Source organism: Streptomyces sp. NPDC046557 (genome assembly GCF_040645975.1).
GTDB lineage: Bacteria > Actinomycetota > Actinomycetes > Streptomycetales > Streptomycetaceae > Streptomyces.
Genome location: NZ_JBEYZH010000032.1, coordinates 1 through 13,604, shown reverse-complemented (window position 1 = coordinate 13,604; position 13,604 = coordinate 1). Strand labels below are relative to the sequence as shown.

11 protein-coding genes and 2 pseudogenes are annotated in these 13,604 nt (G+C 69.7%); 12 read left to right on the top strand and 1 reads right to left on the bottom strand.

Translation table 11 applies throughout. From position 1 onward, the window contains the following. The first annotated feature begins 130 nt into the window (after window positions 1-130). The 7 genes from ABZ934_RS30680 (at window position 131) to ABZ934_RS30650 (ending at window position 9,113) form a co-directional block, all read left to right on the top strand. Window positions 131-1,123, top strand: a complete 993-nt coding sequence (locus ABZ934_RS30680; protein ID WP_361319350.1) for an aldo/keto reductase — start codon at window positions 131-133, stop codon at window positions 1,121-1,123. Window positions 1,124-1,217: 94 nt separating this feature from the next. After that, the gene (locus ABZ934_RS30675) at window positions 1,218-2,882 is read left to right on the top strand and encodes a GH3 auxin-responsive promoter family protein (protein WP_361319348.1); all 1,665 of its coding nucleotides are present in this window, start codon (window positions 1,218-1,220) and stop codon (window positions 2,880-2,882) included. Between the two features lie 17 nt (window positions 2,883-2,899). After that, a complete protein-coding gene (locus ABZ934_RS30670) occupies window positions 2,900-3,781 on the top strand; it encodes an alpha/beta hydrolase (protein ID WP_361319346.1) in 882 nt (293 codons plus the stop codon). Beyond that, a complete protein-coding gene (locus ABZ934_RS30665; protein WP_361319344.1) occupies window positions 3,774-4,997 on the top strand; it encodes an enolase C-terminal domain-like protein in 1,224 nt (407 codons plus the stop codon). Before ABZ934_RS30670 ends, ABZ934_RS30665 begins: the two co-directional genes overlap by 8 nt. Continuing rightward, window positions 4,994-6,751, top strand: a complete 1,758-nt coding sequence (locus ABZ934_RS30660; RefSeq protein WP_361319342.1) for a thiamine pyrophosphate-dependent enzyme — start codon at window positions 4,994-4,996, stop codon at window positions 6,749-6,751. Before ABZ934_RS30665 ends, ABZ934_RS30660 begins: the two co-directional genes overlap by 4 nt. A gap of 59 nt (window positions 6,752-6,810) precedes the next feature. Continuing rightward, entirely contained in the window at window positions 6,811-7,725 is a 915-nt protein-coding gene (locus tag ABZ934_RS30655) for an FAH family protein (RefSeq protein ID WP_361319340.1), read from the top strand. After that, entirely contained in the window at window positions 7,722-9,113 is a 1,392-nt protein-coding gene (locus ABZ934_RS30650) for a hypothetical protein (RefSeq protein WP_361319338.1), read from the top strand. The genes ABZ934_RS30655 and ABZ934_RS30650 overlap by 4 nt, the downstream gene beginning before the upstream one ends. On the opposite strand, the gene ABZ934_RS30645 is transcribed toward ABZ934_RS30650, so the two are convergent. Further along, entirely contained in the window at window positions 9,040-9,423 is a 384-nt protein-coding gene (locus ABZ934_RS30645) for a helix-turn-helix domain-containing protein (protein WP_136215311.1), read from the bottom strand. The genes ABZ934_RS30650 and ABZ934_RS30645 overlap by 74 nt on opposite strands. A 274-nt stretch (window positions 9,424-9,697) precedes the next feature. Between ABZ934_RS30645 and ABZ934_RS30640 the strand changes: the two genes are divergently transcribed. From ABZ934_RS30640 to ABZ934_RS30620, 5 genes and pseudogenes are all read left to right on the top strand, one after another. Then, window positions 9,698-11,125 (top strand): MFS transporter, encoded by a 1,428-nt coding sequence (locus ABZ934_RS30640; protein WP_361319336.1) that lies wholly within the window; start codon window positions 9,698-9,700, stop codon window positions 11,123-11,125. 28 nt (window positions 11,126-11,153) lie between these two features. Continuing rightward, window positions 11,154-11,546 carry a hypothetical protein gene (locus tag ABZ934_RS30635; protein WP_361319334.1) on the top strand — a complete coding sequence of 131 codons (393 nt, stop codon included), beginning with the start codon at window positions 11,154-11,156 and terminating at the stop codon, window positions 11,544-11,546. Between the two features lie 46 nt (window positions 11,547-11,592). Then, entirely contained in the window at window positions 11,593-12,315 is a 723-nt protein-coding gene (locus ABZ934_RS30630) for an SDR family oxidoreductase (protein ID WP_361319332.1), read from the top strand. 405 nt (window positions 12,316-12,720) lie between these two features. Next, window positions 12,721-13,103, top strand: a pseudogene (locus ABZ934_RS30625) (transposase); the annotation flags it as partial. 122 nt (window positions 13,104-13,225) lie between these two features. Beyond that, window positions 13,226-13,591 (top strand): annotated as a pseudogene (locus ABZ934_RS30620) (transposase); the annotation flags it as partial. Between the last annotated feature and the right edge of the window lie 13 nt (window positions 13,592-13,604).

The window sequence follows — 13,604 nt, the reverse complement described above, 5'->3', positions numbered from 1 at the left end:
TGATCTCAAGTAAACAGTTGAATCGCAGTACATGTTTGTGCTTCAGTTCCGGTTCGTGAGGGGCGTGACCTGGCCTCCCCCGCCCAGGTCGGCCCCTCACCCCACCGACCACGCGAATGAGGAGAGACGCATGCTGAAGTTCAGGAAGCTGGGCAGCCAAGGTCTGGAGGTCTCCGAACTGGGCCTCGGTTGCATGGGGATGAGCCAGTGGTACGGCGCGACCGATGACCGCGAGTCCATCGCCACCGTGCACCGGGCGCTGGAGCTGGGCTACACCCTCTTCGACACGGCCGAGGCGTACGGCCCCTACGACAACGAGGTCCTGCTGGGCGAAGCCCTCAAGGACCGCCGCGAGCAGGCCGTGATCGCCACGAAGTTCGGCTTCCCCATGAAGCTCAAGGACGGTACGACAGCCGAGGCCGACAGTCGGCCATCACACATCGTCGAGGTCGTCGAAGCCTCGCTGAAGCGACTGGGCACGGACTACATCGACGTGCTCTACCAGCACCGTGTCGACCCAACGGTCCCCATCGAGGAGGTCGTCGGGGCGATGTCCGAACTGGTGGAGCAGGGCAAGGTGCGCTACCTGGGCCTGTGCGAAGCCGGCACGAACACCGTCCGTCGGGCCCATGCCGTCCACCCCCTTTCCGTCGTACAGAGCGAGTTCTCCGTCTGGGAGCGCAACCTCGAGGACGACGTGCTGCCGGTACTGCGCGAACTCGGCATCGGACTCGTCGGCTTCTGCCCGCTGGGCCGGGGCTTCCTCACCGGCGGCGTCCTGCGCGCCGAGGACTATCCGCAGGATGACTTCCGCCACCACGACCCGCGTCTGCAGGGGGCGAATTACGACCAGAACACGGCGATCGCCGACACCGTGCGCGAGATCGCCCAGGCCCGTGGCCTCACCCCCGCTCAGCTTGCCATCGCCTGGGCGCTGCACCAGGGGGAGGACATCGTGCCGATCCCCGGCACCAAGCGGCGCACCTACCTCGAGGAGAACACCGTCGCCGCCGGGGTCAAGCTCGACGCAGAGACGCTGGCCGCGATTGACACGATGGTCCGCCCCGGCCAGGTCGCCGGCCCCCGCTACAACGAGCGAATGATGGCCTACATCGACCGCTGACCCCGCGCGGTGGCTCTCCCCCTCACCCGTCCCATGACGTTCGAACCGTTTCCGGGCCGCTCGGCTTCGGATCCAGACCCCTCCGGGAGCAGTTGTGGACACACCCCATTGGCAGAAGCACTGGCAGGAGCGCCGCGAACCGTTCATACAGGAGTGCCGGCAGGCCCGTCAGGAACTGCTGCTGGACCTCAAGGACCCGCAGACCGCCCAGCGCCGCGTACTGGCCGATGTCATCGACATGAGTGCCGGATCCCTCCACTGGCGCGAACACGGCTATGACGCCGTCGTCTCGGACCACGACCGGTTCCGCTCGGTCCTGCCGATCATGCGCTACGAGGACTTCGTCCCCGAGATCGAGCGCGAGACCCGCACCAAGGGCGGCACTTTGACCTGCAGCCCGGTCATGCGCTGGCTCAAGACCAGCGGCACCACCGGCGTGCCCAAGCGCGTTCCCTACACCCTCCACTGGCTTCTCACCTACCGCATCCCCGCGATGAAGGCCATGTGGGGCACGTACCTGGAGCACCACCCCGAACTCCTGGCCCACCCGTACGCCACCCTCGACACCCAGACCGTCCGCGAGGACGTCTTCGACTTCGTGCACGGCATCGGGCACCAGGCCGTCAGTAACCGCCACCCCCAGATCAACAGCCGTGATTGGAACCCCCCGTGGTTCGAGTCCCCCTGGTTCGGCCCCGACGTGCCGACCGGCCACGAGGGCCGCATGTACCACCGACTGCGCCACCTCGTGGGCAAGGACCTGCACTACATCTCTTCCATCAACCCCAGCACCCTCATCTCCATGCGCGACCTCGTGGCGGCGCACGGCCCGGCGCTCGTCCGCGACCTGCGCGAGGGCACCCTCGAAGGCCGACCGCACTCGGCACCCGACGAGCAGGCGGCCGCGCACCTGGAACGGGTCCTGGCCACAGCGGACTTCACGCTGAAAGACCTCTGGCCCTCCCTGACCCTCTACACATGCTGGCTTTCGGCCTCGGCCGGACTGTACGCGGCCAAACTCGACGCGGTGTTCCCCGGCGTCGCCAAATTGCCGTTCATGAGCTGCGGCACCGAGGGCGTCACCACCATCCCCGTCGACGACTCGCTCCACAGCCAGCCGTTGGCGGTCGGCCAGGCGTTCTTCGAGTTCGTGCCGGCCGAGGTGCCACTGGGCGAGCTGGTCGACTCGGGAGAACGGATCGAGACCCTGCTGGTCCACGAGGTCGAGCAGGGCCGCGACTACCACCTGATCATGTCGCAGGGCAACGGCCTCTACCGGCTGTGGACCGGGGACGTCTACCACGTGGACCGGGTTGTCGACGGCACGCCGTGGGTGCACTTCGTACACCGCGACGGAATCTTCCACTCCTTCACCGGCGAGAAGATCACCGAGGCCCAGGTCACCGAGGCCATCACACGGGGCCTGGCCACCAGCGGGTTGGTTACGGGGCTCTACATGTGTGGCCCGCGCTGGGGCACTCCGCCCGGCTATGTCGTCGTCGCCGAGGTACCGGAACCTTCCGCCGGCCTCGACAGCGCGCTGTCCACGGCCGTCGACAGCGCCCTGCACGAGATCAACATCGAGTACGCGTCCAAGCGGGACAGCGGACGGCTCGCGCCACTGGAGGTGGTCAGCGTCCCGCGCGACGCCATCTCCGCGTACATCGAAAGCCGCCGCCAAGCCGGGAACGCCACTCAGTACAAGTACAAGCCGTTCCAGCGCGACATCGACTTCGTCGATGCAGTCGCCCGACGTTGAAGGGGAGTCAGACACAGATGATCGACACCAAGAGGCCGCCGCAGAACATCCGCCGGGAGATCATCGGATTGCCGGTCGACGGTACGGATCTCGCCCTCCACCTGTGGCGGCCGCGCGGGGACGTCAAGGGTGCCGTGTTCTACTTCCACGGCCTGCAGTCGCACGCCGGTTGGCTGTGGGAGGTCGGACCCCAGTTCGCCGACAACGACATCGCCTTCTTCGTACTGGACCGGCGCGGCAGTGGCATCAGCGGCGGCCCCCGGCACGAACTTCCCGACGCACAGACCGTCCTCGGCGACTACACGGTCGCCCTCGAGCACGTACGCACCCTGATCGGCGACGAGGTACCGCTCTCGCTCTTCGGCCACTGCCTGGGCGGGTCCTTCATGGCCGCCCTCATGCACCACCCCGGCTTCATCACCCGCTACGAAGCGGCCGTCTTCTGCTCGTCCTGGCTCGGCAAGCTGCACGCCACCCACAGTGAGGAGGAGCGGCAGCGACTCGCCGCCGACACCAGCACCGAGCTGTGGGACGCGGGCCTGAGATCCGCGGACTTCACCGACGAGGCGCGCCACCGGCACTTCATCGACAACGACGACCTCGCGGTCCGGCTGCTGACCCGCCGCTCGCGGGCGACCCTGCTCCAGCTGGAGCGCATGTACACGGTCCCGCAGCGCACACTGCCATCGGTCCCGGCGGCCTTCGTCTCCGGCATCAGCGACCCCATCGTGGACCTCGACGACGCGCAGCGCACCTTCCTGCGGATGACCGCCAGTGACGGAGCCCTCATCCAGTTCGCCACCGACAAGCATTACCTCTTCTACACCGATGTCCGCGCCCGCCTGGTGGACTGGGCCTCCGCCTTCACCCTGCTGCAGGGGCTCGACCGCAATGCCTGAGCATTCATCGGCGGACCTGTACCGGGTCCGGCTGCCCATGACGGTCGCCTTCGACCACCCCGCGCGGCAGCGGTCGGCCTCCGACAGCCTCGTCCTGCGCCTGGAAGTCGACGGCCTGCGGGGCATAGGAGAATGCGCTCCGCGACCGTACGTCACCGGTGAGACCACGGACTCCGTCTCGGCCGAGTTGCAGGGCCTGCCCCTTGAGGACGTCGCCGCCACCTTGCGACGTACGGATCCGGCCGACCTTCTCGACCGGCTCCTGCGCGAAGGGGTCGCCGACACGTTCGGCCTGCGCGGCGGGAACAACCTGCTGTGTCTGCTGGAGACCGCGCTGCTCGATCTGCTCGGCAAGCGGCTCGCGCTGCCCGGCGTGGACCTGGTGCCCGGTGGCCCGCGGGACGCGGAGGCCGAACGTCCCGGGTCCCTGCCGGTCTCCCAGGTTCTCGATCTCAGCCTCGACACCGACGAGTTCCTCGCCACCCGCGGGCCGTTCCACTTCGTCAAGATCAAGGCATCGCGTGACATGGCGCAGGACGTCCGCACGGTGGCGCGGATCCGCGCACAGCTCGCGGACACCGTCCCGATCATGGTGGACGCCAACATGAGCTGGAGCGCGGACGAGGCCCCCCGGCACCTGCGGGCCCTCCGGGACGCCGGAGCCACACTCGTCGAGGAGCCCCTGCCCAAGGGCGCCTGGGAAGACCTCGGCCGCTTGCGCGCGGACGTCGGCCTCCCGATCATGTTGGACGAATCCGTCTGCACCCTCGACGACGCGCGAGCAGCCGTCGCCCACGGTTCCTGCGACGCGTTCAACATCCGGGTGGCCAAGAACGGTGGCCCGGTCGCCGCCGCACGGCTCGCGGCCTTCGCCCGCGCGCAGGGCCTCGGCTTCCAGATCGGCGTTCAAGTCGCCGAAGTGGGCCCACTCGTCAATGCCGGACGGGCGCTCGCGTTCCGTCACTGCGACGCCCTGACCGTGGAAGCCGGCCAGTCCGACCGGTTCTTCCCCGAGATGATCGTCTCGCCGCGTCCCGCCGTGTGTCGGGTGACGAACACCATCTCACCTCCGGCCGGGCACGGCTTCGGGCTCGACCTCAACGACCACGCCGACCGCTGGGCGGTGGCGCGCCGCATCGAGGGCGACCCGCTCTGGCACCCCGCGACAGACGAGGGCGCCGCTCCCGGTACCGAACGCAGTGAGGAACACGCATGACGACCACATACTTCTCCGACCTGATCGTGGAGTTCCTGCACCAGCAGGACATCGACACCGTCGTCTTCAACCCCGGAGCCTCGTTCCGCGGGGTCCACGACTCGCTCGTCCACGCCGAAAACGCGGGCATCGCACCAGACATCGTGATGGCATGCCACGAGGAGATCGCGGTGGCGATCGCCCACGGCTACCACAAGGCGAGCGGACGCCACATGGGCGTTTTCGTCCACGCCAATGTCGGGCTGCTGCACGCCTCCATGGCCGTCTTCAACGCCTGGTGCGACCGGGTGCCGCTCTTCGTCCTCGGTGGCAACGGCCCTGTCGACGCGGGAAAGCGGCGTCCCTGGATCGACTGGATCCACACCTCGCAGAACATCGAGTCCGTCGTCAAGGACTATGTGAAGTGGTGTGATCAGCCCATCGGCCAGCGCGCCACGGTGGAGTCCCTCACCCGGGCCTTCAAGCTGATGAACACACCGATGCATGCACCGGTGTTCGTCGCCCTCGACTTCGACACCCAAGAGGAGCCCCTGCAGGAAGGGGTACGTCTCCTCCCCGCGGGTGCGACCGAACCCACTCGGCTGCCCCCGCTCGACCAGGAGACGCTGGGTTACCTCTCCGAACGATTGCTCGCTTCCCGCATGCCCGTACTCGTCGTCGACTTCTCCGGGCGCGACCCCCGGACGGTGGCCCCGCTCGTCGCCCTCGCCGAGGCACTGGGCCTGGCCGTGGTCGACCGGGGCAATCGTCTGAACTTCCCCAACACCCACCCGCTCAACGTCAGTCACACGGGCACAGAGGTGCTCGCGGACGCCGATCTGGTGATCGCCCTGGAAGTCCAGGACCTCGTCGGAGCACTCGGCGCCTTCCTGCCCCTCACGGACCAGGGCATGCCTGCCAACGGCGCCGAGGTCGTCACGATCGGATTCAACGAACTCCTCACCAGCAAGTGGGCGGCCGACTACCAGCAGTTCGTGCCTGTCGACCGGTCGATCGCCGCCGACACGGGTGCCTCGATCGCCGCCCTGCGCTCCCTGGCCGAAGATCCGGCAGGACCCTTCGCCACGGAGGCTTTCACCGAGCGCCGTACCGAGCGGACCGAGGCCCTCGCCGCCGTCCACACCCGCGCCCGTGCGCAGTGGTCGCTCCAGTCCCAAGAGCTCAAGAACCGCGAGCACATCCATGTCGCCGGCGCCCTCGACGAGATCCACCGGGCCGTCCGCGACGAGGAATGGGTCCTCACGAACACCGGCAGCCTGACCATCGACGGCTGGGTCAAGAAGTTGTGGCCCTTGGAGCGACCCGGCAGCTACCTGGGCCTCAACGGCGGTGGCGGACTCGGCTACGGACTGGGCGCCTCGGTTGGCGCGGCCCTTGCCCACCGGGAGGACGACACGCTCTGTATCGACCTCCAGGCGGACGGCGACTTCCTTTACACGCCGAGCGCGCTGTGGACGCTCGCCGCCCAGGACGCGCCGCTGCTGGTCGTCGTCATGAACAACCGGCTCTACCTCAACTCAACTCAGCACGCCGAGCGCATAGCCGGCCACCGCGACCGCGACATCGACCGCGCGCACATCGCCACCAGTTTCTACGACCACCCTGTCGACTTCGTTTCCATGGCCCGGTCGTACGGAGTCCACGCCCTGCCGCGGGTCGAGAAGATCGGCGATGTCGCCCCGACCATCCGCGAAGCAGTGGCCCACCTGAAGACGCACCGCAAGCCGGTCCTTGTCGAGATCCTCATGGATTGATCCCCGGGCATCGGCCCCCTCGCGCCCCTGCCATCCGCCTTCCGACAGGAGATCCCACCGTGACAGTGCTCTTCGAATGCACCTTTGACAACGCCCGCCACATCGGACTGGGCGTCCCCTCCGACGACGCGCCGCTGCGCCTGAACCGCCTGCGCGAGGACGATTGCCCCGCCGCCCTCTTCGCCCGGACCCGCGACGAGGACGACCGCGCCGCGGCCCTCACCGCCCTGCTGGCGGAGCGACCCGCGGTCGAAGTTCCGGCCGACGCGCGTCACCGGGTGCGCATGCGGCCACCCCTGCTGCCCGACCACGTCGGCGATGCCTTGGTCAGCGGCTTCATGATGACCCACAACATCAAGATCGACGTCTCGGCGCAGGACCAACCCAACTGGTTCGTCAAGGGTCTCGGTGACGCCCTGAAGGTGCCGGGCGAGCCCCTCTCCGTCCCCGCGGACGCAGTCGCCGTGTGTGAAGAGGCGGAGGTCGTTCTGGTGTACGTCGGCGACCAGGACGGCGCGCCACGTTACGCCGGATACACCTTCGGCAACGACCTCACGGACATCGGCCGGTTCAAGCAGCACGCCGGCCACCTCTCCTACGCCAAGTTGTGCGACGCGGGCATTGCCCCCTGGATGCACCTGGGGGCCCCGCCGCGCACGGCGGCCGGCGAGGTCGTCATCGAGCGCAACGGCGCCACGGCATGGAAGGGAGCCTTCACCACCGGAACCGACGCCATCCACTATGACGTGGCCGCGATCATGGATCGTCTCTTCGCCCACCGGGCCCTGCACCGGCCCGGCCGCGTGCACTACGTCTACATCGGCGCCGACCGGAGCAGCTTCCACGGCGGCTTCCGGGCCGCCGACGGCGACCGCGTCACCATCGACGTGAGCAGCCACGGCGTCCGGATGTCCCACTCCCTGGCGTGGACGCGGCCGGGCGTCGGGGCCCGGGGGCAGGAGTGGGGCCGGTGAGCGCCGCGGGTCTGCCCCGCAGGCTCAGTGACATCGAGGCGTCGTTCGCGTACACCCACGCCCTGATGCGCGGCACCTCTCAGGTCACGACCCTGCTCTCGCTCCGTGGCGACCTGCCCGCCGGCGCGCTGGAGCGGGCGGTGAGCCGGTGGGTGCGGGACGTCCCGGTCCTGCGGCTGCGGATCGAGGAGCGTCGGGACGGGCTGTGGTTCCGTGAGGAACCGAACCTGCAGCCGGCCCAGTTGGGGTACGGCCTGCTCGGCCCGTCGCACACGCCGGACGACGTCTTTCGCCAAGAGTTGAACGACATCCTGCCCACCGGCGGTCCCCTGTGGCGGCTGCGCGCCGTCAGCGAGCCGAGCTCCGGCGCCACGGAGGGGCAGGGTGCACCGGGCCGGACCCACCTCTACTTCACCCGCAACCACGCGATCTCGGACGGGCACTCCACGGGGGCCCTACTGCGCGCGCTCCTCGATCAGCTGGACGGGCCGGCGCCCAGGACTCCGGCGGGGGCGTTAGCGCATCCCCGGCCGTACGAGGACGTACGCCGTGTCCCGCCGAACGCCGACGGGTTGGACTACCGTGCGCCCGGTGCCGCCACCGGATCTCCGGTGCCCGAGGAGATCCGGCCGCTGCCGGCCCTTCCGTTCGCATCCGTCGCCCCCTGGGCCGAGCGCACGGCCGACTTCGTACCCCTCGCGCTCTGCCCGGAGCAGAGTGCGGCGCTGAAGTCGTGGTGCCGCGCGCACGAGGTGACGGTCAACCAGTTCCTCGGCGCTGCCTTCGCCAGGGCCTACGCCGAGGTCGCGGGCCGACCGGAGGTCCGGCTCCTGACCGCGGTCTCCCTGCGCGGGCGGTACCCGGGGCCGGCCGCCCTCCCGGACGTCGGTTGCTTCATCAACGTGGTCGGCGTACCCGTGGCACTGGACACCAACGGCCCGGCCACGGCCGCGCGCCGCTACGGCGCCGCGCTGCGGGACGCGGACGCGCGGTGGCGGCCGCCTCGGCGGGACCACTCGGCGATCCGCCGGGCCGTGGAGGTGGCGGCCGCCGGGACCGATGCCCCGGGGGTCTGCATCACGAACGTGGGGGTGGTCGACCCGGCGTTGGGTACGCACGCGGCGCGGGTCACCGAATTCCGTACGGTCGTCAACCGTACGGGAGCCAACTACGGCCTGGTCCTGCACGTCGCGACCTTCGCCGGGTCGGTGTCGCTCTCCGTGGCCTACGGTGTTCCGGCCACGGACCCCGTCGTTGCGTCGGCGGTGGCCACAGCGCTGTACGAGCGTGTGCTGCGGCCCACCGCCGAGGACCCTAGTCCGTTCCCAGCACCAGTTCGAGCAGCCCGGGAAAGCGCTCGTCGAACTCGGGCCGCCGCAGCCGGTTGAGTCTCTTGGCCCCGGCGTCACGCTGCTCCAGCAGCCCGGCGTCCCGCAGGACCGCGAAGTGCCGGCTGAGGGTCGCCTTGGTTACCGGCACGTCGAAACTCCCGCACGAACGCTGCCAGTCACCGGCCCCGGCCAGTTCTCGTACGAGTGTGCGGCGGACCGGGTCGGCCAGCGCGAGGAGGGCAGCCTCCAGGGGCACCTCGCGAGGGTCGGTGTGGACCGGCGGCACGCGGTGGCTCGTTGCCGCCGCGTCGTGTGCCGCGGCCGGGTGCCGGCTCTCTGGCGCGGACTGCGCGTGTGCTGCCGCCATGGCGGCTCTCCGTCCCGTCGGGGTGTCCGCATCACACCGGGCACCGATTGCAGAGTGTTCGCTGCCATGCGTACACTCTCTGATGTTCGTCCTTCAGCGAACAGTCTATGTGTGCAGGCACGATCCCGTGATGCCTGCCAGGGCCCCATCTGCTGCGGCCCCCGGCCGCCTGCAGTTACACCCGGCGTTGGGAACGGCCTGGCCGGCACGGTACGCCGCCGCCCGGACCCGTACCCAGCCTCGTCCCCGCCCCCACCAATGAAAGGCAGAGCACATGAGTCGCCATGACCCCTCCGCCGCGGCCCGGCCGGGCCCGACCCTCTTCGCCGCCTGCCTGGGCTTCGTGGTCGTCATTCTCGACGTCAGCGTCGTCAACGTCGCCACCAAGGCCCTCGCCGGAGAATTCGGCGGCAGCCTCTCCGGCCTGGAATGGGTGATCAACGGCTACACCCTCACCTTCGCCGCCTTCCTGCTCACCGCCGGAGCCCTGGGCGACCGCTTCGACCCCAAGCGCATCTTCATCCTCGGCTTCGCCATCTTCGCCCTCACCTCACTGGCCTGCGGCGCCGCCCCGTCCCTGATCACCCTCATCGCGGCGCGCGTCCTCCAGGGCATCGGGGCGGCCATGATCGTGCCCTCTTCGCTGTCCCTCGTGAACACCAACTTCCCCGACCCCGCCCGCCGCACCCGCGCCGTAAGCCTCTGGGCCGCCGCCGGCGGCCTCGCGCTCGCCCTCGGCCCGGTCGTCGGCGGACTGCTGGTGGACTCGCTCGGCTGGCGCTCCATCTTCTACGTCAACCTCCCCATCGCCGCTGTCGGCATCCTGCTCACCCAGCTGTACGCACAGCCCGCTCCGGCCCGTGACCGCTCCCGCCGACGCTCCCTCGACCTGCCCGGCCAGCTGCTCGCCGTCATCGGCCTCGGCAGCCTGACCACCGCCATCATCGAGGCCAACGCCCAAGGGTGGGGGTCCGCCCTGGTCATCACCTGCCTGGCGGTCTTCGCGGCCGCGCTGATCGCCTTCCTCACCGTCGAACACCGCAGCGCCGACCCGATGCTGCCGCTCCACCTGTTCGGACGCCAGGCGTTCAGTGCCACCTCACTCATCGGCGTCCTGCTCAACTTCGCCTTCTACGGCCTCATCTTCGTCTTCAGCCTCTTCTTCCAGCAGGTGTGGGAATACTCACCGATCACCGCCGGCCTCGCCTTCCTTCCCATGACCGCCGCCATCATGGCCGCCAACTTGGCCTGCGGCCCGCTGGTCAAGCGCCACGGCGCCCGGCGCGTCCTGCTCGCCGGCAACACCCTTGCCGCGCTCGGCTACCTGGCCGTCCTGCCCGCGGTGGGCTCCGGCTCCTACCCGGCCCTGGTCGTACAGTTCCTGGTCGCCGGCTTCGGTATCGGCCTGGTCGTCCCCGCCATGACCAACGCGATGCTCGGCGCGGTCGACCCGGCCAACGGCGGGATCGCCTCCGGCGTCCTCAACGCCTCCCGCCAGCTCGGCGGCCTCATCGGAGTCGCCGCCATGGGACTGCTCGTCGGGCAGGCCGCTTCCGGCCACTTCCTCTCCGGTCTGCGGGCCGCCCTGGCCTCAGCCGTCGTCGCCCTGGCCGTAGCCGCCGTGCTGAGCGCAACCGGTATCCGCAAGGCCGCTGCCCCCGTGCCGGCCGCCCCCGCCCCGGCGGCTTCCATCGCCCGCTGACGGCCCTCACCTCCCGAAAGGCACGCCAATGCCGCACCTCGCCCTCGAGTACTCGTCCAACGCCCGCGACCCGTTCGACGCGGCCGTCGTCTTCGCCGAGATCCACACCGCGCTCGCCGTCGCCGGCGGTTTCCGCCTCCAGGACTTCAAGAGCCGCGCGGTGCGCATGGACTCCTACGCCATCGGTGACGGCAGCCGCGAACAGTCCTTCGTCAATCTCGACGTACGCACGTTCGCCGGCAAGTCCCCTCAGACGAGGGCTGCCATCGCCGAGACCGCCCTCGCCGTCCTCACCCGGGCCTTCGCGCGGACCCTGCGCGAAACCTCCTGCGACATCTCCGTACAGATCACCGAACTGGACCGGGCCTCCTACGCCCGGACCCGGTCCGGGGAACAACCCGGAACCGCGACCGCGGCATGACGCCCGAAGCCCCTGCCCTCCCACCACAACAGGAGACAGATCACTCATGAACACCTACGAGGGGCAGCGCGCCCTCATCGTCGGCGGCACCTCCGGTGTGGGCCTCGCCACCGCCCGCGCATTCGCCGCCCGCGGCGCCGAGACCATCATCGCCTCCCGCTCTCCGCACAAGCTCCAGGAAGCGCTCGCCGAACTGGCCCCGCTCGCCGGCAAGTCCAGCGCCCAAGCGCTCGACATTCGCTCCGACACCGAGGTCGAGCAGTTCGCCGCGGCAGCCGGCACCTTCGACCACGTCGTCGTGTCCGCCGCCGAAACCCCCATGGGCCGCGTCGACACCCTCACCCAGGCCGACGCCTACGCCGCCATGGACAGCAAGTTCTGGGGCGCCTACCGCATCGCCCGTTCCGTGTCCGTCGATCCCTCGGGATCTCTGACCCTGGTCGCAGGCTACCTCTCGCAGCGCCCGGGCAAAGCCACCGCGCTGCAGAGCGCCATCAACGCGGCCATGGAGGCCCTCGTGCGCGGTCTGGCCCTGGAGTACGCTCCCCTGCGCGTGAACGCCGTCTCGCCCGGCTTGCTGCGCACCCCCCTGTGGGACGGCCTCGACACCGAGGCGCGCGACGCCATGTACGAGGCCGCCGCCGCCCGGCTGCCCGTACGCCGCGTCGGCGACCCCGCCGACGTCTCCTCGGCCGTCCTCTTCCTCGCCGACAACCCGTACGCCACGGGCTCGACGGTCTACGTCGACGGCGGCGGAACGATCGCCTGACAGGACCCGGCCGAGCCGACGGTGCGCACTTCCCGCTGCGTCGACCACAACGGCTGGCGACCACAACCTCTGTCAACGCGTCTCCCGGAGGCGGCAAGACTGCTCGCCCTCACCAGCCCCACCTGGTCCCGGATCGCACGGGATAAGCACGCCTACGCATACCCGCCACGCCCGGTCCGGTGCGCGACCGACCACGTCGTCGGGGAAACACGCGGGCGGCCCATGACGTCGGTGAAGGCCTGCGCGTCGGTCGTCAACCACCCGCACGCCGGGCGGACCCGACGGCGTGGGGCCCAGGCGATCGCCGCGCCCGGCCCTCACGTACGGGACGCGGCGACGGCCTTCGCCACGTGCCCGAGCTCCTCCTCGATCAGGTCGAACGGTGGGTGGTCCGACAGATAGAAGCGCCGTCACCGCTACCCAGGGAGGCTGCGTGTTCCTGACCGGGCGGCCCTCGCGGGGATCCTGTACGTGCTGCGAACCGGTGTCGCCTGGCCCGACGTCCCAGCGGAGACCGTCAGGTGTTCCGGGGTGGCGGCCTGGCGCCGGCTGCGTGACTGGACCGAGGCCGGAGTCTGGCCGCGGCTGCATGCCGCTCTACTGAGCGAACTGCGGCGCGCCGAGCTTCTGGACCTGGACGACTGTGCCGTGGACGGGTCGCACGTTCGGGCGCTCAAAGGGGGGATCACTTGGGCCCTTCCCCGGTTGACCGCGCCCGTCCCGGGTCGAAGCATCATCTGATCGTCGACCGCCACGGAATCCCGCTCGCCGTCACCCTCACTGGCGGGACTGACCTCGGCCCTTCAAGGTGACGTTGGGTCGTCGAGGGTGAGGCCGGTGCCGGCTCTGAAGCCGTCGAGAGTATGGGGTCGGTATTGAAGGCGTTTAAGACGTCATCTCATTTGGTGGATTGGGTAGTCTTTCGGTCGTGGTGGGGATTGTTGAGCGGCTGGTGCCGGATGAGTTGTGGGTGCTGTTCCAGCGGGTGGTGCCGGAGGCGCCGTCGCGGCCGCAGGGTGGTGGCCGGCGTCGGTATGGTGACCGGGAAGTGCTCGCCGCGATCTTGTTCGTGGCCACGTCGGGCTGTACCTGGCAGCAGCTGCCCGCAGCGTCGTTCGGGCCGTCGGGGGCGACAGCCCACCGGCGCTTTTCCGAGTGGAGCAAGGCACGGGTGTGGGCCAAGCTCCACCGTCTGGTCCTCGACGAGCTCGGCGCTCGCGGTGAGCTGGACTGGTCCCGCTGCGCGATCGACTCGGTGAACATGCGGGCCCTGAAAAAGGGGACCTGAC